Source organism: Mucilaginibacter straminoryzae, assembly GCF_022953055.1.
Lineage (GTDB): Bacteria > Bacteroidota > Bacteroidia > Sphingobacteriales > Sphingobacteriaceae > Mucilaginibacter > Mucilaginibacter straminoryzae.
In genome coordinates this window covers 26,490-50,436 of sequence record NZ_JALJEJ010000011.1, presented here as the reverse complement: position 1 = coordinate 50,436, position 23,947 = coordinate 26,490, and the positions used below count along the sequence as shown (strand labels likewise).

The 23,947-nt window shown below is 44.4% G+C and carries 25 protein-coding genes and 1 tRNA gene; 6 read left to right on the top strand and 20 right to left on the bottom strand.

The window, feature by feature from the left end; genetic code table 11:
- Window positions 1–288: 288 nt before the first annotated feature.
- Window positions 289–362, bottom strand: a tRNA-Asn gene (locus MUY27_RS18070).
- 89 nt (window positions 363–451) lie between these two features.
- On the opposite strand from MUY27_RS18070, the gene MUY27_RS18065 reads away from it, so the two are divergent.
- The 3 genes from MUY27_RS18065 (at window position 452) to MUY27_RS18055 (ending at window position 4,206) form a co-directional block, all read left to right on the top strand.
- Window positions 452–1,372: a PfkB family carbohydrate kinase gene (locus MUY27_RS18065; protein WP_245132403.1), complete on the top strand. Its 921-nt coding sequence runs from the start codon at window positions 452–454 to the stop codon at window positions 1,370–1,372.
- Between the two features lie 80 nt (window positions 1,373–1,452).
- The gene (locus MUY27_RS18060; RefSeq protein WP_245132402.1) at window positions 1,453–3,171 is read left to right on the top strand and encodes an ArnT family glycosyltransferase; all 1,719 of its coding nucleotides are present in this window, start codon (window positions 1,453–1,455) and stop codon (window positions 3,169–3,171) included.
- Window positions 3,172–3,177: 6 nt separating this feature from the next.
- Window positions 3,178–4,206, top strand: coding sequence for a hypothetical protein (locus MUY27_RS18055; protein ID WP_245132401.1), 1,029 nt, complete (start codon window positions 3,178–3,180; stop codon window positions 4,204–4,206).
- An 86-nt stretch (window positions 4,207–4,292) separates the two neighbouring features.
- Here MUY27_RS18055 and MUY27_RS18050 read toward each other — a convergent pair whose 3' ends face one another.
- From MUY27_RS18050 to MUY27_RS18030, 5 genes are all read right to left on the bottom strand, one after another.
- Window positions 4,293–4,994: a head GIN domain-containing protein gene (locus MUY27_RS18050; RefSeq protein WP_245132398.1), complete on the bottom strand. Its 702-nt coding sequence runs from the start codon at window positions 4,992–4,994 to the stop codon at window positions 4,293–4,295.
- A 265-nt stretch (window positions 4,995–5,259) separates the two neighbouring features.
- Complete coding sequence (locus MUY27_RS18045) at window positions 5,260–5,637, bottom strand: VOC family protein (protein WP_245132396.1); 378 nt, start codon at window positions 5,635–5,637, stop codon at window positions 5,260–5,262.
- Window positions 5,638–5,642: 5 nt separating this feature from the next.
- A complete protein-coding gene (locus tag MUY27_RS18040) occupies window positions 5,643–6,332 on the bottom strand; it encodes a response regulator transcription factor (RefSeq protein ID WP_245132394.1) in 690 nt (229 codons plus the stop codon).
- A gap of 2 nt (window positions 6,333–6,334) precedes the next feature.
- The gene (locus tag MUY27_RS18035) at window positions 6,335–7,957 is read right to left on the bottom strand and encodes a sensor histidine kinase (RefSeq protein ID WP_245132392.1); all 1,623 of its coding nucleotides are present in this window, start codon (window positions 7,955–7,957) and stop codon (window positions 6,335–6,337) included.
- A gap of 9 nt (window positions 7,958–7,966) precedes the next feature.
- Complete coding sequence (locus MUY27_RS18030; protein ID WP_245132390.1) at window positions 7,967–9,856, bottom strand: alpha/beta hydrolase family protein; 1,890 nt, start codon at window positions 9,854–9,856, stop codon at window positions 7,967–7,969.
- 146 nt (window positions 9,857–10,002) lie between these two features.
- On the opposite strand from MUY27_RS18030, the gene MUY27_RS18025 reads away from it, so the two are divergent.
- The 3 genes from MUY27_RS18025 to rfbC are packed head-to-tail and all read left to right on the top strand — an operon-like array spanning window position 10,003 to window position 12,688.
- Window positions 10,003–11,817, top strand: a complete 1,815-nt coding sequence (locus MUY27_RS18025) for a tetratricopeptide repeat protein (protein ID WP_245132389.1) — start codon at window positions 10,003–10,005, stop codon at window positions 11,815–11,817.
- A 17-nt stretch (window positions 11,818–11,834) separates the two neighbouring features.
- Window positions 11,835–12,134, top strand: coding sequence for a DUF4286 family protein (locus MUY27_RS18020; protein ID WP_245132386.1), 300 nt, complete (start codon window positions 11,835–11,837; stop codon window positions 12,132–12,134).
- A 5-nt stretch (window positions 12,135–12,139) separates the two neighbouring features.
- Window positions 12,140–12,688 carry a dTDP-4-dehydrorhamnose 3,5-epimerase gene (gene rfbC, locus MUY27_RS18015; protein ID WP_245132384.1) on the top strand — a complete coding sequence of 183 codons (549 nt, stop codon included), beginning with the start codon at window positions 12,140–12,142 and terminating at the stop codon, window positions 12,686–12,688.
- A gap of 118 nt (window positions 12,689–12,806) precedes the next feature.
- On the opposite strand, the gene MUY27_RS18010 is transcribed toward rfbC, so the two are convergent.
- The 14 genes from MUY27_RS18010 to MUY27_RS17945 form a co-directional block, all read right to left on the bottom strand.
- Entirely contained in the window at window positions 12,807–13,580 is a 774-nt protein-coding gene (locus MUY27_RS18010) for a metallophosphoesterase family protein (RefSeq protein ID WP_245132383.1), read from the bottom strand.
- A 48-nt stretch (window positions 13,581–13,628) separates the two neighbouring features.
- Window positions 13,629–14,456, bottom strand: coding sequence for an OmpA/MotB family protein (locus MUY27_RS18005; RefSeq protein WP_245132380.1), 828 nt, complete (start codon window positions 14,454–14,456; stop codon window positions 13,629–13,631).
- Between the two features lie 10 nt (window positions 14,457–14,466).
- Window positions 14,467–15,126, bottom strand: a complete 660-nt coding sequence (locus MUY27_RS18000; RefSeq protein ID WP_245132379.1) for a DUF2461 domain-containing protein — start codon at window positions 15,124–15,126, stop codon at window positions 14,467–14,469.
- Window positions 15,104–15,511, bottom strand: a complete 408-nt coding sequence (locus MUY27_RS17995; RefSeq protein WP_245132377.1) for a DUF983 domain-containing protein — start codon at window positions 15,509–15,511, stop codon at window positions 15,104–15,106. The genes MUY27_RS18000 and MUY27_RS17995 overlap by 23 nt, the downstream gene beginning before the upstream one ends.
- A gap of 28 nt (window positions 15,512–15,539) precedes the next feature.
- The gene (locus MUY27_RS17990) at window positions 15,540–15,815 is read right to left on the bottom strand and encodes a hypothetical protein (RefSeq protein WP_245132374.1); all 276 of its coding nucleotides are present in this window, start codon (window positions 15,813–15,815) and stop codon (window positions 15,540–15,542) included.
- A 13-nt stretch (window positions 15,816–15,828) separates the two neighbouring features.
- Entirely contained in the window at window positions 15,829–16,401 is a 573-nt protein-coding gene (locus MUY27_RS17985; protein WP_245132372.1) for a DUF420 domain-containing protein, read from the bottom strand.
- A gap of 4 nt (window positions 16,402–16,405) precedes the next feature.
- Complete coding sequence (locus MUY27_RS17980; RefSeq protein ID WP_245132369.1) at window positions 16,406–17,107, bottom strand: SCO family protein; 702 nt, start codon at window positions 17,105–17,107, stop codon at window positions 16,406–16,408.
- Window positions 17,107–17,454 carry a cytochrome C oxidase subunit IV family protein gene (locus MUY27_RS17975; protein ID WP_245132367.1) on the bottom strand — a complete coding sequence of 116 codons (348 nt, stop codon included), beginning with the start codon at window positions 17,452–17,454 and terminating at the stop codon, window positions 17,107–17,109. The genes MUY27_RS17980 and MUY27_RS17975 overlap by 1 nt, the downstream gene beginning before the upstream one ends.
- Before the next feature lie 27 nt (window positions 17,455–17,481).
- Entirely contained in the window at window positions 17,482–18,195 is a 714-nt protein-coding gene (locus MUY27_RS17970; protein ID WP_245132365.1) for a cytochrome c oxidase subunit 3, read from the bottom strand.
- A 21-nt stretch (window positions 18,196–18,216) separates the two neighbouring features.
- Window positions 18,217–18,804, bottom strand: coding sequence for a cytochrome c oxidase subunit 3 (locus MUY27_RS17965; protein ID WP_245132363.1), 588 nt, complete (start codon window positions 18,802–18,804; stop codon window positions 18,217–18,219).
- A gap of 1 nt (window position 18,805) precedes the next feature.
- Complete coding sequence (gene cyoE, locus MUY27_RS17960) at window positions 18,806–19,663, bottom strand: heme o synthase (protein ID WP_245132361.1); 858 nt, start codon at window positions 19,661–19,663, stop codon at window positions 18,806–18,808.
- A complete protein-coding gene (locus MUY27_RS17955; RefSeq protein ID WP_245132360.1) occupies window positions 19,660–20,718 on the bottom strand; it encodes a COX15/CtaA family protein in 1,059 nt (352 codons plus the stop codon). The genes cyoE and MUY27_RS17955 overlap by 4 nt, the downstream gene beginning before the upstream one ends.
- Before the next feature lie 87 nt (window positions 20,719–20,805).
- Window positions 20,806–22,689 carry a cytochrome c oxidase subunit I gene (locus tag MUY27_RS17950; protein ID WP_245132359.1) on the bottom strand — a complete coding sequence of 628 codons (1,884 nt, stop codon included), beginning with the start codon at window positions 22,687–22,689 and terminating at the stop codon, window positions 20,806–20,808.
- 17 nt (window positions 22,690–22,706) lie between these two features.
- Complete coding sequence (locus tag MUY27_RS17945) at window positions 22,707–23,909, bottom strand: cytochrome c oxidase subunit II (RefSeq protein WP_245132358.1); 1,203 nt, start codon at window positions 23,907–23,909, stop codon at window positions 22,707–22,709.
- Between the last annotated feature and the right edge of the window lie 38 nt (window positions 23,910–23,947).

The following is a 23,947-nucleotide window of genomic DNA, read 5'->3' as shown; positions in this document are numbered from 1 at the left end:
TCAACTACACTTTTATTAAAAAATGAGTTTTTATACCCCCTTCATATCAACTGTAGTTGTATTTTTAAGATTGAGGAGAGTTTCATCTTCCCCCTTAACTTTTAGAAGGTAGGATGTGTAAATCATTTAAAACGAATTTCAGATAAACCATAATGTTGGGGTTATGGCATCCGGTTGTACGAACAGTGTACGAACAACTTACTATCAAAGGGGCACTAATTTGAACCTATCAGAATTGACTCAAAACAAAAAAGCCCTCCAGCGTCTGCTGAAAGGCTTTACATTTTGCTCCTGAGGCTGGGCTCGAACCAGCGACCCTCTGATTAACAGTCAGATGCTCTAACCGGCTGAGCTACTCAGGAGTACTTACTTCGTGTTAGAGTGGTGCAAAAGTATGAAGTCTCCTTTAATTTCACAATATTTGTAAAGAAATTTTTTAAAATATTTTTTAATGAGCCTTGTAGTTATAGGTACCGTAGCGTTCGACGCTATTGAAACTCCGTTCGGAAAAACAGATAAAATTGTGGGTGGCGCTGCTACATATGCCAGTCTTTCAGCCTCTTACTTCTATGATAAAGTAAAGATCGTGGCAGTAGTGGGCGACGATTTTCCGCAAAATGAAATAGACGAATTTAAAAACCACCATATCGATACCGAAGGGCTGCAGATTAAAGCAGGGGAGAAATCTTTCTTCTGGAGCGGTAAATATCATAACGACATGAACAGCCGCGATACCCTCGTGACCGACCTGAACGTTCTGGCCGACTTCGACCCTATCATCCCTGAAAGCTACCAGGACTGCCAGTACCTGATGCTGGGTAACTTAACCCCACAGGTGCAGCAAACGGTTATCAAACGTCTTCACAACCGCCCAAAGCTGATCGTGATGGACACCATGAACTTCTGGATGGACATTGCCCTGAACGATCTGCTGGAAACATTGAAGATGGTAGACGTGCTGACGATCAATGATGCTGAGGCCCGCCAGCTATCCGGCGAGTATTCGTTGGTAAAAGCTGCCAACAAAATATTAACCATGGGGCCGAAATACCTGGTGATTAAAAAAGGTGAACATGGCGCTTTGCTGTTTGGCGAAAACCAGATCTTTTCTGCGCCGGCGCTTCCGTTAGAAGAAGTGTTTGACCCAACTGGTGCTGGCGATACCTTCGCAGGTGGTTTCATTGGTTACATGGCAAAGGCCGGCGAGGTAAGTTTCGAACACATGAAGAATGCCATCATCTATGGTTCTGCCCTGGCTTCGTTCTGCGTAGAAAAATTCGGAACGGAGAAAATCAAAAACCTTTCCCCTTCAGAAGTAAGCGAACGTGTACAACAGTTCGTCAGCCTTTCTTCCTTCCAGATCAAAGCATAAGCTATTTAACAAATGCCTGCTAAATTAAACAGCAGGCATTGTTGTTTATACATTATCTTTGCTGCGCTACCTTTTAATTTATGCAGGCGCCCGCTCAAGAAAATTCAAATCACCCGGAGAAATTAATCTGGCTGTTCCTGCTCGGGTGGACCGTACTTAACCTGCTACAGGCAGCAACGTTGGGCCTGCATTCAGATGAAGCTTACTATTGGGTGTATTCGCGCTTTTTAGATTGGGGTTATTTTGACCACCCGCCAATGGTCGCCGTTTTCATTCGCATTGGTTACAGCATTTTTCAGAACGAACTCGGTTTGCGTCTGCTTACCGTACTCAGCAGCACCGCCGCACTTGCCTTGCTCTGGCTTACGGTTAAACAATACAATGCCAATGCAAAGCAATTTGTCCTGCTAACGGGCGGGGTGTTTATCTTCCATATTTACGGTTTTATTACCACACCGGATGCTCCACTGTTCTGCTATGCTATCCTTTTTTATTTTCTTTTTCAACGTTACCTGGTAGAAGATAAGTTACCAGTGGCACTTTTACTAAGCATCACACTTGCTGCATTACTTTACAGCAAGTACCACGCGGTACTATTGATCGGCTTTTCTGTATTTGCGAACATAAAATTATTGCAGCGCAGAACATTCTGGATCATCTGCCTTATTACCGTCCTGTTATATCTGCCGCACATCTGGTGGCAGGTCAGCCACGGGTACCCTTCGGTAAATTACCATTTGTTCGAGCGTTCTTCTGAAACCTACGATCTAAGCAATACGCTGTCTTTCCTGCCAGGGCAGTTGCTCATGGCCGGTCCGCTGATCGGCTGGCTGCTCTTTACCTTGGTAGCGCAAATTAAAGTGAAGGACGCGTTTATACGCACGCTGCTGGTGAACGCCGCTAGCACCTTTGCTTTCTTTTTGTTCAATACATTAAAAGGCAACGTTCAACCCCATTGGACACTCATCGCCTTTATCCCGCTGATCCTGCTTGCGTTGATCACTCTTGGGCAAAAACAAAATTGGAAACCCTGGATGACTTACATTGCGGTAATCAATCTGTCCCTAATCGTACTACTACGCCTGATGCTGATCGCCGGGTTCGATTTCCTGAAACACCGCAACCAGATAGACAGCCTTTACGGCTACCGCGAATGGGCAGCGCAGATTAAACAAAGAGCAGGCGATGCATATGTGATCTTTCCCGACGGTTTCCAGGATCCTTCGAAATACAACTTCTACACCAACTCTTTAAAGGGCTTTGCCTACGATAACCGCTTCTATCGCCGTACCCAATATGAGTTATGGCCGCTGGAAGACCGCTTTCAGCACAAACGCACCCTGTATATTACCCAGGCAAGAGATACCAGCCTGGCGATGGATAGCCTTCAAACTGTAAAGTACAAAGCATACACCTACTGGCTGGACGATACCCGCACCTATCAGCGCGTTAAAGTAGAAAGCGATACTTACAAAGTAAAGGCTAAACCGGGCCAGCCCATGGTTTTTCATCTTACCATCACCAACCCGTATGATTATCCTGTCAACTTCAGCAATGAAGGCGAATTGCATAAACTCTATTTCGGCGCCTGTTTTATCCAGAACGACCGTATGGATTATGCTGTTCGCAGCCCTGCCAACATTTATAACATCTCTTTAAAACCGCATCAAACTATTAATTATACCTTCCCGTTAAAGGCGCCTGTACAAAAAGGAAATTATGATCTTATTTTTTCCTTGCGGACAGAACCTTTTCCTGGTGGCAGAAATAGCCGGATTGTTAATTTTACCGTAGAATAATTGCTAATGACCAAGAAACACTTTTACCTTGTTGCTATACTGCTGATGCTATGCGTGCAAGGCTTTGCCCAAGACCTCGACATCCACTTTAACGGATTCGGCTTTTTGGATAACCGTGAATACAAAGCTTTTATCCCACGTTCGCGTACTTATTCGGGCGTTCGTACCGCGCTTGATATGGGTTTGAACCTGGATAGCCTTAACCATTTTGTAGTGGGTGTTAACGGCATTCACGAATGGGGCGCAAAACCTTATTTCCTGAAGGTAGATCCGGTTGCCTACTATCGTTTTGAAAGCAAAAGCTGGCTGTTCAACGCCGGTATGTTTCCGCGCGAAGGACTGGTTTCTGACTTTCCGCGCGCCATGCTGAACGATACCCTAAGATATTATCGCCCTAATATTGAAGGTTTGCACGCCCGTTACCAGAATGCCCATATTACTTTTACAGGATTCTTAGATTGGGTGAGCCGGCAAACCAATACCGACCGCGAACAGTTCATCTTTGGACAATCTGCCACCTACCGGCCTTCTGCTACCGGTATTTTTTACCTGAAAGACTATTTTATGATGCTGCACGACGCCGGTCCTGCGGTATCTATTCCTAACGACCATATACGCGATAATGGTGCGGCACAGGTTCGTGCCGGGTTAAACCTTACCAAATTTACCGGGCTGGATTCGCTGTCTTTTGAAGCTGGCGGAATGCTTTCTTTAGAACGCACCCGGGAGAATAATGGCGGCGGCTTTAATACGCCAAAAGGGTTTGTAGCCAGCGCTTATGCCAGCTACAAACGAATGGCCTTTTATGAAGAGTTTTACGCCGGGCAGGGGCATCACGTTACCTACGGCGATTCTTATTACGAAAAGAAGCTGTACAACAGGTTGGATATCATCTACACGCCGTTTTTGTTCGATCACATCAAAGGGCAATTTATCCTGAGCCTACACTTCTCGCCAACCAAGTTTAATGATAACCAGGAGGCCTTCCGGATCACTTATGACCTGGGACGGAAGAAATTGGTAAAGTTTAAGTAATAGTAAACCTCACCCCGACCCTCTCCTGAAGGAGAGGGCCAAAAAAGTCCTTCCGCCAGCTGGCGGAGTAGATAGAGGAGGGGCTACTACATTCTCCTGACGTCGCCAGATCCAGACGAAGAGCTATGTACATTAGTAGCGCCACCAGTATAGCGCACGTCGCCGCTGCCGGATACTGAAGCGTCTACACTATTGCTGGCGTTGATGCTCGCATCGCCTGATCCGCTGATATGAACCGAGGTACTGGCTGTTACCAGGTTTTTGCCATCGTAATCGCCGGAACCAGAAAGTCTAACGGCAGATGTGTTGGCTTTACCGCTTAAACGCATATCTCCGGAGCCTGAAATACCTACTTCCAGTTCTTTAGTATTCACGCTACCGGTAAAATCGCCGCTGCCAGATATCCTTGCTTTAAAAGATTCGCTGTTAATGGTATTCTTCAGCACTACGTCGCCAGAGCCGGTTAAACCTACGCCGTTCAACTGTTTGGCCGTAACGTAAATCACTACCTTTTTATGATCGCCAAAAAAGCTCCAGTCTTTCCAGCTGCCTTTGGTGTAAAGCTTTAAAACACCGCCGCTTACTTCGGTTTTAATCTTCTCCATCATATCGGCAGGGGCATCAACCTTTACAGATTCTGTACCGGTTTGTGTTATGTATACATCAAATGAACCAGATGCTTCTATCGAACTAAAACTTCCCACATTGCGGGTTTCCACTGCTGCATAGCTACGGCTAACGCCTGCAAGCATTAATACGGCGAAAATGAGTTTACTGATTGTCTTCATGATTATGTTAGTTTAGGAATAAGACGCGGCTAAGGCGGATAAGGTTACAGGAAAGATTCACCTTATTATTTGGCGTACGTTCGAGTTAAGTATCTTATATCGTTCAAAAGGAACGCTGTTTGGAAAAAGCCATTCCAGTGGGATAGAAATCTTCTGCATCAAGCCTTTATCTTGCCTATCTCAGAATATTTCTCTTTCGCACAACCGCCCATTCCCGCCCTGGCTCTTTCGAAATGACATTTTTGGAGAGTATACGTATTGCGACCTACGTTGTTTTGGCTATGGCAATCACGATACGGAAGCCATCGGGGTCTGCAATCGTCGCGCCATTACTGTTCCAATAAGGGTTTTTTGCTTCAAGAACAATGCCCCCAAACGCTTCATATCTTTCAACTATAGCTATTTGGTCTGTTACATCACTTAGATAAAACACCAGTAGGTCGTCCTCGTCCGGCTGATGAACGGGTTCCTCAGAAGATTGGGTAAACTCCAGGTGCCAGCCTAAACCTGGCAAGCCAAGAAAAACGCCATCGTAACCATCATGATCATTAAATGAACCTAATACCTGAAGGCCGAGTACAGAACAGTAAAAATCAACAACAGGTTGCAGCGAAGCCGTATGACGTGCCACCCGCAGCTTCATGGCGATTACTCGTTGGTGAATTTATAGCCTATTCCGCGTACCGTTTGTAAATATTGTGGCGAATCCGGGTTATCCTCAATCTTTTTACGTAAGCGCACAATGTGCATATCTAAGGTTCGTGTGTTTACGTCGGCATTATATCCCCAAACTTCCATCATCAGTTCTTCCCGGTTGATCACCTTGTTCTTATTCTTCAGAAAGTACAGCAGGATACGGTTTTCCAGTATGGTCAGCTCTATCTTTTTACCGCCTTTAATTAATAAGTGAGTATTCGGATGGTGCTCCATACCGGCAAAGCGGTAAGATTCGGGCTTATCACTGTTTAGTGAGAATTTGATCTTGCTATCGATCATGGCTACCAGCACATCCATGTTAAACGGTTTGGTGATATAATCGGATACGCCGAAGTTGTACGCTTCGATCTTATCCAGGTCTTGCGCTTTAGCCGTCATCATAATCACCAGTTTATCAAAACCGTTACTCCTGATGTTCTCGCAAACTTCAGAACCCTGTTTACCTGGCAGCATCCAGTCCAGCAGTACAATATCGGGGTTCTCGCTCATGATCATCTGCTCGGCATTGTCGCCGTTAGCTGCTTCATAAACCTTATAACCTTCAGACTCTAATCTTTCCGCAACTAAAAATCTAAGATTCTCGTCGTCTTCTACCAGTGCAATTTTAATTTCCTTATTCATAATTAAGATTCGTAGGGCAAGGTAACCGTGAAAACAGACCCTTTGTTTACTTCACTTTCTACCGTAATATCGCCATTCATAAAAATAGCCAGTTCTTTACAAAATGCCAAACCGAGGCCGACACTACCATTTTGATTATACTTATTCTCGATACGATAGAACTTTTTAAAAATATTCCGTACCTCGCCTTTGGGTATGCCTATGCCTTTATCGCTAAAAGTAAATACAATATTCCGCTTTTCATGCGTCACCCTGATCATCAATTCCTTACTTTGGGGGTGCGAATACTTATACGCGTTTTCCATCAGGTTCTGAAAAATACTGCCTAACAACACCGGGTCGGCAAAAAAAGTGACCGCATGGTCTATTTGGTACTGAAGCTTAAAATCCGGGTATTTGATCCGGAAGGTTTCGATATAACTATTTACAAACTCGGGCACGTTAATCTCTTTCTTTTTTAACTTGATAGACCTATTTTCTATCTGCGTAAAAGAAAGCAGCTTATTCATCAAGTCGTTCAGTTTATCTGCTTCCTCATCCAGAATGCGGCCATAATGTTTGCGCTGCCGCTCGGTCAGTTCAGATTCGCTGCGCAGGTTTGAACCCGCTATCTTGATCACGCTTACCGGCGTTTTAAACTCGTGGGTAAAGTTGTTAATGAAATCGTACTGCAGCTTAAATATCTTCAGGTTGATACTCAGGTTACGATAGATCAGCCAGCCGATCACCATCAGAAAGGTGTAGATCAGCAAAACAATCGCCGCTGTCGGTACAAACCGGCGATAGATCTCGGTCTGAAGGTAGTTGTTCGACGAACGGAAATACAGCTTATAATCCGAAAAAGCCCCGGGGAAGGGAATTTCGGCGATCAGTTCCTTGCTTTCATCATCAAGCGGATCATATACCACCGGCTGGATACTGATTCGCTGATACAGTTCAGGGTGGGTATTGGCCACCCGCAATGCATACGGATCAAGCTGGAAGGTCATCATATTTTGTTTGTAATACGATGCACTGTTAGGCTTTAACTGCCGGTATGCTTTAATCTCCTCGCGCCGCGGAATATTCAAATACGTAATTTTATTCGGCTTAATATCATAAAAGGTTTTGAACACCTCGCTTTGGTCAGGGATTCGCGAAGTGTCCGCATCTACCAGGTAATTACTGAACTTCTCGGCCATCTGCCTGAAGTCTGCGTCTTCGATAACCGGCCTGCGCCTGCCGGTAACCTTTTTATTTTTAAGCGAATAATCGTAAACGGCAGAGAGGGAAATGCCCGGCGAGCGCCCCTGCGCATCATGACTACCGATGCGGACATCATAAAAAACAGTACGCTTTACAAAAGGGTAACTGCTGAAAACAGAAGCGGAATACTTTGCCGCTGAGGCCGAATCCAGGAAGCCCTGAAAATTTGTGATCTCGTAAACCTTGTTCAGATAAAGGTCTTCATACGGCTTAAGCGTTTGCTCCAGTACATCTATCTTTTTCGAAGCAAATTCATTCTCTACGTACTTATCGGTAAAATTGTAGGTGATAATTAAGGCCACAATAAGTGATACCGATATCAGGACGAAAAAAGCGACGATCAGCGAAAAGTTCTTCTGGTATCCCTGCTGCTGTTTCATCTGCTACCGCTAAAGCTTTTTGCGCATATTGTTATCCAGGTACTTTTCTATTTCGGCATACATCTGGGTACGGTTATGCTCGCTGCGGAAATAGGTACGCTCGTTCTCTTTCAGCACATAGGTAACCGGTACCTTTTGTCTTTTTAGTTCGCGTACAAACTGGTTCAACTCATTAATATTTGCCCGAGGGTCCTTCGCTCCCTGAAAAATGAGTACCGGTGCTTTGATCTTATCCGGATGAAAAACCGGCGAAATTGCCCGTAGCTGGTCGGCATCTGTTTCCGGGTTGCCTACCATTTCATAGATCATCTTCAGCTTTGGCTTAAAAAATGGCGGCGCATCTTTAATAAAGGTAAAGAAGTTAATAAGGCCGTACTGCACGATGGCGCAGTTATAAAGCTCGGGGTGATAGGCTAAACCATACAGCGCACAAAAACCACCGAAGCCACTGCCAAAAATGGCGATCTGCTTAGGATCGGCAATACCTTCTTTAATTAACCAATGCACGCCGTCGGTAATATCCTGCTGGATGCGCCCGCCAACCTGTTTAAATCCTGCGCTGTAAAAAGCCTTCCCATACCCGATGGATCCCCTATAATTTACCTGAAACACAGCATATCCCCTGTTGGCCAGGAATTGTACTTCGGCATTATACCCCCACATCGTACGCCCCCAGGGGCCGTTATGGAGCAGCACCACTACAGGCAGTTTTTGCTTACTGCTACCCTTTGGATAAGTAATATAACCATTAATGGTTAGTCCGTCGCTGGCTTTATAACTTACCGGCTCCATCTGGCATAACTCTTCGGGTTTCAGGTTCGGATTTACGTCGGCCAGCTTGGTTAATTGCTGCGTGCCGCTTTCGTACAGGTAATAAGAACCGGGGTTGGTATCCGTACTGCTGCTTACAATAAATTTCTGTTCGGCGCTGTCCCTGTCGGTCACGTTAACTTCAGTCCCGGGCAATTGCTTAATCAGCTTATTATAGATCTGCTGCGCGGTATTACTTAAAAAATGTATGCCAGGCTTTTGATCCTGCCATGCGGCAAACTCTATCGCCTTGTTCTTCTTTGAATAGCCGTAGTACTGGATATCGCTTTTATTATTCTCATACAATACCCGCGTTTCCTTACCGTCACTTGCATCTATTTCAACCAACGCCGTTTTATCACGATTGACGTTAGACAACGCAAAAAAATTATTGCCGTTTCCGGTAAACGCAATCGGCTGCACGCCATCTTTAAAATTATTAACGATGATTGGTTTAAAGGCATCTTCCTCTGTATGCCTGAACAATACAGTTTCGTTCACACCGTCTGAAGCTTTTACCAGGCGGATGCGGCCATCGGGCTCTGTAATCCAGTCGGTAAAATTTCCCGGGTTAGGCAGATACATGGTTAACTCCCCTGTACGGATATTCAGCCGGTATACGTCAAAGATGGCAGGGTTACGTTTATTTAATGCGCAGGTAACAATATCGGGGTTTACGCGGTTACGGTTAAGCATTCTTAGCCGCACCTTACCTAAAGAAAGCACATCGCGCAACTTCAGCGTAGCTACATCAAGCGCATACAACTTAAACTGGTCAAACTCCACCAGATCCTGGTTCAAAACAATCTGGTTATTGTACGTCCAGAAGTAATCGTGTACGGGGTAATCTGTAAAAGAAGTAGCCATTACTTCCTTACCATCGGCGAGGGACTGGATGTATAAATTCTGCTTGTCTTTATAGGGTTTCAGGTAAGAGATATACTTACCATCGGGCGAGATCTTAAATAGCGTTTTGTCAGGGGTTTTAAAGAAATCGACAACAGGTATCTGCCTTACCCGCGGACCCTGGCAGGCAGCAGCTAAAAATATAAGTGTTATAAAAAAACAAAAATGCAGTCGGTTTATCATGTTACACAACGTCGTCAGCTCGTATCTATTTAGGTCAAATTAGATAATTTCTATTATTCATTCTATCATGTCACTACAATTTTACCCGTATACCACGTTATCAAATTATACGTAATTGCATCTTAAATTAGTTACTTTTGAATAGCATGAAGCTGTTTTTTGTATCTCTGATCTTCTGCCTTTCAGCATTCAGCGCAGCCTTCGCTCAACCCGGCGACCTGCAATTGGCGCAGCAATATACCATGAACGGCGATTTGCAAAAGGCAAACGATATCTATCAAAAACTTTTCAAACAGGACAACGAAAATTATTACAGCTATTACGTGAACAGCCTGCTTTCGTTAAAGCAATTTGACGAGGCCGAAAGTATCACAAAAAAATTACTCCGTAAATATCCGGCAGATTATCAATACCAGATCACACTTGGCCGTATCTACCGTCAACAGGGTAACGTAGCTAAAGCAGATGATGTTTATAACAATCTTGTTAAGAACATGCCCGCAGATCAGGCGCTGATCACCAACCTGGCTACACAGTTTTACCAGGCAGAAAATGCAGATTATGCCATTAAAATTTTCTTACAAGGGCGAAAGCTCTTAAAAAACGACCGCCTTTACACGCTGGAACTGCTTAGCCTTTATCGTTACAAAAGAGATAAGACCGGCCTGATAGAAGAATACCTTAACTTTCTTCCCCAAAACCCTAACTATCTTAGCCAGGCGCAAAACACCTTCAGTACTGTTTTTGAAAACGATGCCGATTACGATCTGTTACGGACAGAACTCTTACGCCGGATACAAAAACAACCCGAAGAGCTGATCTACCCCGAACTGCTGACCTGGCAATACCTGCAGCAAAAGCAATACGACCAGGCACTAAACCAATCCATTGCGCTAAGCCGCCGGAAAAACGACAAAGGTGCCGGTGTTTATGATCTGGCCCACATCCTTGCCGGCAGCGGCGCTTATGACGAAGCTATCCGTGCTTATGAGTTTATCGTAGCGAATGGCTCAAAAGAAGATCCATTCTACATACCCGCCCGCGTTGAAATATTGGATGTTAAAAACCAGAAAATCGTAGCGGACAAGTATACCCAGGCCGACCTCTTAAGTATTGAACAGGATTACCTGAGCCTGCTCAACGAATTCGGCAAAAACGCAGGCACCGCCTTTGCCATGCAGCGGCTGGCTAATTTGCAGGCCTTTAAACTGCATAAGTATGCGGATGCACAAAAGCTGCTGGAACAAGTTATCGCGGTACCAAACCTGCGGCCCAATACCCTTGCTTCCTGTAAACTGGATCTGGGGGATATCTATTTAATGAACAACCAACCCTGGGAAGCCACCTTAATTTACAGCCAGGTAGAAAAGGCAAATGCAGGGACACCCATCGGCCAGGATGCGCAGTTCAGAAACGCGAAACTTGCTTATTACACGGGCGATTTTACCTGGGCCAAAGGACAGCTGGATGTTTTAAAAGCAGCCACCTCCCAGTTGATTGCCAATGATGCCCTGAACCTTTCGTTGATGATTACCGATAACACCACTTTTGACACTACCGGTAATGCACTTAAAATGTACGCCCGTGCAGATTTGTGGATTTTTAAACAGTTGCCCGAGAAAGCTTTGCTTACGTTGGACAGCATTGATAAAAAATATCCGGGCAATAATTTAACTGCCGATATTTTAATGGCTAAAGCACGTATTTACCTGCAGCAGAAAGAATATCAGACAGTCGTTGCCTCGTTGAAACAGATTGCCGAAGCGCATCGCTTTAACCTCTGGGCGGACGATGCTGTTTTTATGTTGGGCGATTTATACGAAAACCAGTTGAATGATAAGAATCTGGCCAAAACTTATTACCAAAAGATCATTACGGATTACCCGGGAAGCCTTTGGATAAACGAAGCACGTAAACGCTTCAGAATATTAAGGGGCGATGCACCAGACACTTCATCTTAATTTTCTATTTTTGATTCATGATAATTTACAACGAGACGTTTGTTGTTGAAGATGATATCCACGACGAATGGCTGCAATGGATAAAAGCAAATCACATCCCGGCCGTACTTGATACCCAGAATTTTGAAAGCTACCAGATGTTGAAGGTATTAAACTCGCCTAACGAGGGTACTACATACTGCATCCAGTATTTTACGGATGATTTTGGAAAGTACGAGGATTTTATGCTGTACCATTTAAACCCGCTGCACATTAAACACAACGAAAAGTTCGAAAACAAATTTGTGGTGTTCAACACCCTGATGCAAGAAGTTTAAACCCCATGAATATTACGACTACTGCTATAGAAGGCCTGGTAATTATCGAGCCGCGCATTTTCCCTGACGACCGGGGTTATTTTTACGAAAGCTACAATAAAAAGAAATTTGCTGATGCAGGTATCGAGGCTGATTTCGTTCAGGATAATCAATCCTTTTCACAAAAAGGCACACTGCGTGGCTTACATGCGCAGGCACCGCCGTTTGCACAAGGTAAATTGGTTCGCGTTATACAGGGCCGCGTATTAGATATTGCGGTGGACATCCGTAAGAATTCGCCAACCTACGGGCAACACGTAAGCGTAGAGCTTAGCGGCGAAAATCACAAACAATTTTGGGTACCGCCGGGCTTTCTGCACGGCTTTGTAACACTTGAAGACAATACCATCTTTACCTATAAGGTAACGGGCTATTACGATAAAAATTCAGAAATCGGCGTGATCTGGAACGATCCTACTTTAGGCATTGGCTGGGGTATTGCCGATACCGAAGTATTGTTATCACCAAAAGACGAATTGCTGCCAGCATTCGACGAACTGGTGAGCCCGTATTAATATTGATGTGCAAAATGATCGATGTGCAAATTAAAAATGTGCAGATGCTGTTAATAAAACACATCTGCATTAATTTATCTTATTCAATTTGCCCATCTGCACATTTGCACATCAAATTTTACTCCACCCTTAAATCTTTAGGCATTCTACCGGTGAGCACAAAGTTTGCCCAGTTCTCGTTGCCGTTACTGCGGGCCACGTCTGATGCGGCATGCCAGTCATAATGACAATTCACCTGCTCTATGTGAACTGCGTCGCCGCTAATCCGGATAATCGCGTACTTGGCGTGTGGCGTCATTGATTCCATTGCAAAGCGGTACTCCCCGTTACCCAGGTAAGCGGGTAAACCCACGCTGCCAGGGTTCAGAATAATCTTACCGTTAGAAAGATATACTACGCGGTTTACATGCGAATGCCCGCACAAGATCACCTTCTCCTCTATGTTCTTTGTCTTTTCTATCAGTTCTTCGTCGTTATAAACAAATACACCGTGCTCGGTTACTTTCTCCAGCAGGTATTCGTTATCACTTTCGGGCGTACCGTGGCAAACAAATATTTTATGATCTACAGAAGCGGTTAAAGGCAAGGTTTCCAGCCATTCTACAGAACGTTTGGAAAGTTCGGCCTTCACCCTAACCATTTCCGGTTTGTGCGAAGCAGCGCCATCGCGTTCTATACTTTCTAAAATCGCCCGATCGGTATTCCCGCGGATGGATAACATCGGATTTTCGCGAAGCACCTGCGCTACCCCTTCAGGTTCGAAGGCGCCATAAAAATGGTCGCCCAGGTTAATAATACTATCTATCTCACGGGCATGGATATCCTTCAGCACGGCAAGCAGCGCCTGCAAATTCCCATGGATATCCGAGATAACGGCATAAGTTTTCATCATAATAAAAAGATAAACCGCCCACATACATGGACGGTTTTACCGTTAGTGCTATTTGTTAATCAGGTTATACAGCTCGTCCAGTTTTGGCGTCAGCACAATCTCAATGCGGCGGTTCTTGGCCAGCGCATCCGGCGTTGTACCTGGGTCCAACGGCTGATATTGCCCTTTACCTGTTGCGGTAAGCCTTACCGGGTCAACATGTTCCACATCGGTTAAATACCTGGTTACAGAAGTTGCACGCAGCACGCTCAAGTCCCAGTTATCTTTTATCTGGCCCAGGTTATACACCTTTTTCGTATCGGTGTGGCCTTCAACGGCAATATAAATATCCGATTCTTTATTCAGCACTTCTGCAAATTGCTTCAGCGCAGCTTTTCCGCGCTCATCAATCACGATACTTCCCGAAGGGAACAATAGTTTATCTGCCAGCGATACATATACTTTACCATTCCGGATATCCACGCTTAAGCCGCTTTGCTGGAAACCTAACAAGGCTTGTTGCAGCTTCGCACGAAGAGCGTTGGCGGCTTCATCGCGTTTACGCAAAATCTCTTCCACTTCCTTCAGCCTCGCTTCACGCTTTTGCAGGTCGCTCGAAAGCTGACTTACCCGTGATGACGTCTTATCCAGGTTCTTATTTGCCTGGTTATAGTTATCGCTAAGAGTATTATAACGGCTTTGCAAATCTGCAATTGCTTTATGGATCCTTGCCGTATCCGCGCGCAGTTGTGCAACCTGGGCTTCCAGGGTGGTAGTCCGTGTCGATAAAGAATCGCGCTCGGCCACCAGGGCATTATAAGCTTTGTTAGATAATATTTTACAAGAGTGAAGACCACTTAGCAGTAAAATGGCCAGGATGTAATATTTGATTTTCATTAAAGTATGATTAGGAAATTGCGTTGTTTAGAAATTGGTTGAGCGGATAAATCTTAGCCAGCACACCGGCAATGCGTTTATAGCTGTCCGGTTTAACCAGCTCGGCATCCTTAAAATCATGCATGGCGATAAAATCTTTTAATTTTAATAGGCTGATATCCGGATGGTCGGCTTCGTACCCTTTGGGCAGTGTTTTTAACTGGTTCTGTTTGCGGAAATCGCCGAAAAGCTTTACAAATTCTTTATCGTCTATAATCTCCTTAAGCTCCGCACCGTTGTAATCAATCTCCTGCCGGATAGCCTTGATATGTTCTGAAGTTGGTTGCCAGTATCCACCGCCGACAAAACTGCCCTGCGGTTTAATATGGATGTAATAACCGGTAGCGTCTGGCTTAGATGGGTTGGATGACAAACCAATGCCCCAATGGTCTTTATATGGCGATTTATCCTTGCTGAAACGCACATCGCGGTAGATCCGTTGTAGTGCTTTCTTCGGATCTGCCAAGGCTATTACAGGATCTGTCTTCCCGAGTTCCGTCAGCAGAGCGGCCGTAAACTCCAGCATATTCTCGCGCGACTCTTCATAAAGGGGTTTATTATCCATAAACCATTCGCGGTTATTATTTTCAGCAACTTCTTTAATAAAATCAAGAGCGCTTTGGCTGATCATCGGTATCTAACTGTGGTTGGTAATGTATTTTGGGCGACAGCCAATATAGTAACAAAACTCTGGAGTAACGATAATTAAACGGGGCCAGTAAAAATGCGCCGCCTAAAATAACGCCAAGGTACAACCAGGGCGAAGTAGTGTTTTGTGTGAATACATAGGTGGCCACCATCAAAGATACTGCCTCTGCAATATTCATCGCATAGCTAACATACATTGCGGCATAAAAATAGCCAGGCTCAATCTCAAAGTGTAAGCCGCAGTGCGGGCAATCGTCATTGGTTTTGTTATTACCAAAGCTGTACATCGGCCCCGCAAACATATCGCCACGGCGGCATCTCGGACATTTTGCATGAAGCAAAGCCCAACTTTTAGGGGTTTGAGCCATAGTTTAAAAGCCCTTGGGGCAAAGAGTATTAATTAAGATGAATACGCTCTTTACGCATATTCAGGTCTACATCCTTACGGCGATATTTTTTAAACCACACATAACCGCATGCAGCAACTGCGAGGTAGGGTGCTGCCAACAAAAACAAAATACCGTTATTTAAGCCCTTTGTCTGGTCTTTCCCGGCTTTTGCATTTGTTTCTACCGTAGCAGAACACATGGCGCATTGCGCTTTAACCTGCAAGCCAACACCAAAGCTTAACACCAGAACCATCGCAACTAAGAACACCTTTAAGCTTTTCATCACACTATTTTGATTAGAAATTGTAATATGGCGAAATTAACAAATAAACAATTACACCGGTCACGGTAACGTAAAACCAGATGGGGAAAGTCCACCGCACCAGCTTCCTATGCTTCTCTACCTGCATTTGTAAGCCACGGTAGAAACTCATCAGAATTAACGGTAAAACGCCTGCTGCCAGTATAATGTGCGAGATTAATATCACGTAATATACATAACGTATACTACCGGCTTTAGCGGCCTCTTCTGGCGAAACAACACCGTCGCCATTCAAATCACCGAAACGAGTTTCAGGCGCCAACCAGTGGAAAGCGATGTAAGAAACCAGGAACAGAGACGATAAGCAAAATGCAAGGATATTTATCCGCTTGTGCATCGGAACATTTCCCCGTTTGATGAAGTATAAAGAGATCAGCAATAAAACACTACAGGTACCATTTAGTATCGCGTTAAGCTTTGGTAAGAAGTGTACAAAAGAAGGCACAGGTGATGGCGCCGGCAGGATCTTGCGGTTAAGGATCACCACCACTAAAAAAACAAATATCGAAATACCGGTTACAAAGCGGAATATCAGTTTATCACTCATGATGTTAAATTGAAGGGGCTTTTATCTTTCTTAATTCTTCGGCTATTAAAACTTTAATCTCATCATTTAAGCGGTTAACTTCGGCAATAGAAGTGCCCGAGTAGTAGCCACGGATACGCCGTTCCGCATCAATCAGCACCAACTTATCATCCAGTATAAACTGGTTATCCGGCGTATGCAGTGCATTCAGCAAGAAACCTTTCGATGCCAGGTTATTCACGGTAGCAGTATCGCCGGTTAAGAATAACCATTTATCGGTATTAGGCAGTTTTGACGCATACTGCTTCAATACCTGTGGCGAATCATGCGATGGGTCCAGCGAGATACTGATAAAGTTCACCATCTTGTTATGCGCATAACCCTTAACCAGTGTATCCAGGTTATGGGCAACTTTAGTACACAATTCGGGGCAGTTGGTATAAAAGAAATTCGCTACAAAGATCTTGTAATCGTAATTATGCGGGGTAATGGTTTTACCGTTCTGATCCGTCAGTTTAAAGTCGGGCAAATGATGGTAAATCGTATCGGGGATAAATTCACCGTGGTGCTTATGCCCTGTCTTTGCTACCTGTTTAGGGCCGTAGATCGGCAGCGGTTTATACCGGTTTTTACCCTTTTGGACCAGTAAATAATATAAAAATCCCGGTAGCGCTAAAATAACTACCAGGATTATTAATTTCTTAACGTAATAAGAAGCGTTCTTCATTATCCTCTCAGATCAATCCAGTGGTGGCTTTCGTTGGTAAGCACCAGGATTAAACCGATAATAAACAGAACAGGTACTGCGATTGAATAAATAAGCGCAACCCGTTCAAATTTAAGGTGCATAAAGTAAGCCACAATGTAAAAGGCTTTAGCCAGTGTCAGTACGATATAAATAGGGTTAGCAGTATGCAGCGCAATGATATCGTGAGGTACCAGATATAACGCCACGATGAACTCGATAGCGGTAATCATGGTCAGGATACCTGCTACCTGCCATATTTTCTTTTTTGACATTGATGCATGATCATCTGCGTGACCGTCATGCGCGTGCGTTGTTTCTGATGACATATATTAATGATTGATCAGTTGTGATTGTTATACTAAATAGAAGAAGGTAAATACGAATACCCAAACAAGGTCTACAAAGTGCCAGTACAGACCTACTTTTTCTACCATCAGGTAGCTACCGCGACGGTCATAAGTACCAGCCAAAACGTTGATCAGGATAATGATGTTGATCACCACACCACTGAATACGTGGAAGCCGTGGAATCCGGTGATGGTGAAAAACAGGTTAGCGAATTGATGGGTCGACACCGCAGATGCTGCATCGCCTTTGTGGAAATATTCACCAAGTTCTTTCGGGATGCTTCCCCACCAGAAACCTTCTTCGTGTAAGTGCGTCCATTCCAGCGCCTGGCAACCCAGGAACATGAAACCGCCGATGATGGTTAACACCATCCAAAGCGCTACTTCTTTACGTTCTCCGCGGTGGCCGGCTTCTACGCCAAGTACCATGGTAACAGAACTTGCAATCAGAATGAACGTCATGATACCTACGAACACCAGTGGTGCACCGTGTTGTATAGAAGTTCCCGGTACGGACTGGAAGATCAGATCAGCAGCAGGCCAGGTAGCCGCGCTGAAACGTAAAGCGCCGTAAGCAATTAATAAAGATGAAAAGGTAAACGCGTCTGATAGCAGGAAAAACCACATCATAATTTTACCGTACTCAACTGAAAACGGCGAACGGCCGCCAGCCCACGGTGTGGTCTTTACTTCGTCAATCTGTGATACTGCTGTACTCATGTGTACTAATTAGAAGATTAATTAATGTTGGTTCAAAAGTAAAAAAACATAGAGATAAATCCATACAATATCCACAAAATGCCAAAATAATGAGGACATCTCCATACTATATAAATTCTTCACCTGCGGCGTTTTGCCATTGCTTTTGCGCAGGTTGTTTAACAATAACACCAAACCTGCAAAAATGTGTAGCAGGTGCATGCCGGTAAATACATAAACGAACGAACGCGATGCATTAGGGTTTGCAAAATAGATCTGCATTTTGATAGCCATAATGTACCATCCGTAAACCTGTAGGGCAAAAAACGCGATACCCAAAGCTATCGTCAGCAGTAAAAACATCCGTTGTTTGGCAAACTGCAAACCTTTGGCTGCCTTAGAAGCCATGTACATGGTACCGCTGCTAAGAATAATTACCGCCGTGCTAGCGATGAATATATCAGGTATCTTAAAATTAAGTTCGTGGCCTTTACCTGCGCCGGTATAAACAATAAAACCGCTGGTAAGCGCCATAAAGAACATAAAGGATGTGAACAGGAATATCCACATATTAAATTTCTTGGGGGCAAGGTTTAATTTCTCTTTGTCTTGCTGTAACTGAGCCATCATTTTACTTTCCGATAAAATCAAACAAAAACATCAACTGCACAACCGGCAGGTATAAAAATGATCCGAACATTAACTGCCGGGCTGCCTTAATTTCGCGCGTCCGCATCAGGTTATAAGCCTGGTATAAGAATATCAAACTGCACACCAGTGACACCCCTCCTACATAGTAACCACCGTAATGATAAAATGTAGGCAACAAACTGACAGGCAATAAGATCAGTGCGGATACAAAGGTAATAATTGCACTTGTTAAATCGCGGTTGCCCGTAGGTAAAAGTCTGAAACCGGCCAGCTTATAATCATCATCCAGAACCCAAGCGATGGACCAGAAATGCGGCAACTGCCACATAAACTGAATCAGGAACAGAATCACCGCGATCTCATCTATCTTTTCGTGCGCAGCCACATAACCAATCAGTGGTGGCAAAGCGCCCGGTACGGCGCCAACCAATACCGCGATCGGTGACTTCCTTTTTAAAGGTGTGTAAGCGAAAGCATATAATACAATAGAAAATACCGACAGGAAACCGGTTAACAGGTTCAGGCGCTGCAACAGATAAGTACCCGCCAGGCCCATAAACAAACCTATTACCAAAGCCTGACCAGTAGTCATACGCTCTGCCGGGATCGGGCGGTCTGAAGTTCTTTTCATCAGCCTATCCAGATCTTTCTCTATAATCTCGTTAAAACAATTGGCTGCACCGGTAACCAAAAACCCGCCTATAACGAGCATCGCCCAGTTCGTCCAGTTAATGGAACCGTTTACCTTACTGCCAATCAAAAACGAGATGGATGCAGAGAACACCACCAGGAAGGTAAGCCTGAACTTTACCAGCTTAACAAAATCTTTCCAGCTCAAATTACACCCTCCTTTAATGTAGCCGCCCGGTGCAGGTTGAGCAGCAAATAAAATTGTGCACCAAATATAACACTCGCAATTACCAAGTGAGCGGTTTGCGCAGCAGGCGGTAATTGCAGATAACTTAAAATAACACCCGTCACAATCTGCAACATCAGCATCAGGAAGGTAAAGCTCATCAACTGCTGCTGCTTCGAATGCCTATTGTAAGATTTCCTTACCAAGGCGTAAAGCATCACGTTTGCGATCAATACTACAATAGCCAATGTGCGGTGGGTAGCAAGCGAACTGCCAATACTGTTCACCCAGTCTTCCCGGTAGCTGGGCAACCGGCTGGCTATGGTGTCCACATCTTCCCTTACATCCGTACCAATTACAATTTGTACAATCGTCAGAAGAAGCGCGATAATCGCAGTGATATTTACAATAGCTTTTACCTTAGCCGGCTCACGGTTGAACGTCAGCGCCAGGTGGTAAGTATAGATACTGATCGCTAATATTGCTAAGGCAATCAGCATGTGTACAGTAATGGTCCAACTGGTCAAGTTTGTAGAAACTACGATTGAGCCGAACCATGCCTGGAAAAAGATCAGCACAAGGTTTCCCACGCTTAACAGCGGGATCCGCTTTAAATCCGGCCAGTAGCTGAACGAGTAAATTGCAGTCATTAATAAGAAGATGCCAGTCAGAGCACCAATCAAACGATTGATATACTCCGTCCAGGTATTTATGGCATTAAAATCTTCCGGAACTAAGATGGATTGATCATTTCTGATACGGGTAGCCAGATCGCGATAGCCAAACAAGTCGAGCGTTTTGGCAAACCTCTCATTCTTTTTCTTACGACCGGCTAAATATGCCTGTTTATAGTCCTTAGGCAACTGAGAAACATCTGTTGGAGGAACGTACCGACCGAAACACTTTGGCCAATCCGGACAGCCCATTCCAGATCCTGAACTGCGTACTACTGCACCAGCCAGAATTACTAAAAAAAGAGAAATAACTGCAATCAGATTGATTTTTTTAAACTTCTTCCGCTGCGATAATTTGCTCATTAAAAATGCTCTTAAAAATTTAGGGTATCCGTCCGGTACTTGTGGTTACGGCGCAGATACCCTAATGTATGCAGATCGCCGATCTGCTTATTTTACGTGTTCGTTAGATTTTGATGTATTCACCCATTCCTGATCACCAACAGGGCTATCTTCAAAATCATGCGGCAGGTTTGAGCTCATGGTTTGAGAGAAAGGCACTGTCTGAGGAATGAAGTCCTCGTCATGACCTGGTTTGCTGTAATCATATGGCCAACGGTAAACAGTTGGAATCTCACCAGGCCAGTTACCATGGATACGTTCAACAGGCGTAGTCCATTCCAAAGTGTTAGAACCCCAAGGATTCTGAGTAGCATGTTTGCCTTTGAAAATAGAATAGAAGAAGTTGAACAGGAATGCAACTTGTGCTAAAGCAGCCATAATTGCAGCCCAGGTAATAAAGGTATTTACAGATACCCATTGTTTCAACGACTCAATTTCGGTGAATGAATAATAACGGCGTGGAACACCATCCAGACCCATAAAGTGCATCGGGAAGAATACCAGGTAAGCACCAATGAAAGTTAACCAGAAGTGCAGGTATCCTAATTTTTCGTCCATCAGACGACCGTACATTTTAGGGAACCAGTGGTAAACACCTGCAAGCATACCAAAGATAGCCGCAGAACCCATTACCAGGTGGAAGTGAGCTACTACGAAATAGGTATCGTGCAGGTTAATATCTAATGTTGCGTTACCCAGGAAGATACCGGTGATACCACCTGAGATAAAGAATGATACGAAACCAATACTGAACAGCATAGCTGGTGTGAAGCGGATGTTACCGCGCCATAACGTAGCTAACCAGTTGAAGGTCTTTACCGCTGACGGAACCGCGATGATCAACGTAGTGATCATGAACACACCGCCAAGGAACGGATTCATACCCGTTACGAACATGTGGTGACCCCATACGATGAATGATAATACAGTAATACCGATCAGTGAGTAAACCATTGCATGGTAGCCGAAGATTGGTTTACGGCTGTTAACCGCCATTACCTCTGATACCAGACCCATTGCAGGCATGATAACGATATATACTTCAGGGTGACCCAGGAACCAGAACAAGTGCTGGAACAGGATAGGGCTACCACCTTCAAAGTTCATTACCTGACCTTGAACTACGATATCTGACAAGTAGAAGCTGGTACCGAAGCTACGGTCGAAGATCAGCAACACTACGCCTGCAACCAGTACAGGGAATGCCAGGATACCCAGGATAGCGGTAAGGAAGAACGCCCAGATAGTTAAAGGCATTTTCCAAAGATCCATCCCTTTGGTACGCATATTTAATACCGTACTTACATAGTTGATACCACCCATTAAAGATGATGCGACGAAAAGTACCATACTGATTAACCACAAGGTCATACCCATACCAGAACCCGGCATCGCTTTAGGCAACGCAGAAAGCGGCGGATAGATGGTCCATCCCGGACCTGCAGGTTGAGTTTGAAGCAGGAAAGAACTTAACATGATTACACTGGCAGTAAAGAACAGCCAGTAAGAAAGCATGTTCATGAATGGCGACGCCATATCGCGTGCACCTACCTGGAACGGTATCAGTAAGTTACTGAACGTACCGCTCAGACCTGCTGTTAACACGAAGAATACCATGATGGTACCGTGAATAGTTACCAGCGATAAGTAAAAGTTCGAATCCAGACGACCGCCCGGCGCAAAGTTCTTACCTAATAAAGTTTCCAGGAAAGGAAAAGATTTATCAGGATAAGCCAGCTGGATACGGAACAGGATTGACAGGATCATCGCGATAACAGCCATCGTAATCCCTGTGATCAGGAATTGCTTAGCGATCATCTTGTGATCCATACTGAAAATATACTTACTTATGAACGTTTCATTATGGTGATGTTCATGATCGTGATCATGATGCTCAACTCCGTGATGATCGTGAACTGCTAATGTTGACATAATAGGCTACTCCTCTATTAATTGTTTAATGCTAATCTTTTGTTTTCTCCACCCTTCTGCTCAGTGGCGTCGGCCATCTTAAGCTCCTTCTTCAGTTGATCGTTCAGATACGGCTTTTGATGGGCCAGCCAATCATAGTATTCAGCCTGGGTAACCACCTTTACAATCTTCTGCATATTATAGTGGCTTCCACCACAAATTTTATTGCAGTACAGGTGATATTCAAAATCAGGCTGATCAAGGCGTGAGCGCATTTCAGCTGTGGTAATTGTCGGAGTGAATTTGAAAAAAGTCGGCAGGCCTGGTACCGCGTTCATTTGTACACGGAAGTTAGGCATGTAAACGCTATGGATTACGTCCTGCGCAAGAATGTTCAGTCTTACTGATTTATTTACCGGTAATACCAGTGTATCAGCATGTAAATCGTCTAAACCGTTACGGTCTTTGAAATCCAGACCTAATACGTTAGTACCGCTGATCAGTTTATAGTTCTTTGCACCTAATTTACCGTCGCGCCCAGGATAACGGATCTCCCATGCAAACTGGTGACCGGTAACATCGATGTTAATAGATGCTGTTTCGCCTTTTGCATCAACAGTGTTTGTGATCTTTCTCCAGCTGAAGAAACCGAAAACTACCAGCACGGTAAGTACAATTGCGGGTGCGATTGTCCATGCTTTTTCGATGGTATTGTTGTGCGGCAAGTAATAACCTTTACGTTTATCAGAATTACGGTAGTAGAAAACGAAACCGAACAATAAAATCTGGGTAGCAATAAACACTACTACAGTAATGCCAAATGTAGTCCAGAACATGGTATCCATTGTTTTACCGTGTTGCGAAGCCGCTTCTGGTAAAATCATTGATCCCTGTACGCTGAAAGAATAGTATACACCTGCTAAACCCAAAATCAGGAACAGCAGGAAGGCAACTGCCATGGCATTATTCCAGTTGATGCCTTTCTTACGTTGCATTTGCAGGGTAAGATCGTATACACGAAGAATTTTACCAACTACAGCAACAGCAAAGCATACAACCACAAACAACAGCACGTAATAGCTTACAGAAGTCCACATGCCGGCTTGCTGTGCAGACTGGTCACCGGTAGCGGTATTGGTACTGTTTGCGTCCTGCGCCATTACCAACTCCGTACCCGAAAGCATCAGCATGCTGAACAGCGCGGTAAGAAATTTATTTTTTATAAGTGTTTTGAATCCCATTTTATAGTTCAGTTTGGTATTCGTATTAGTTTACAAAT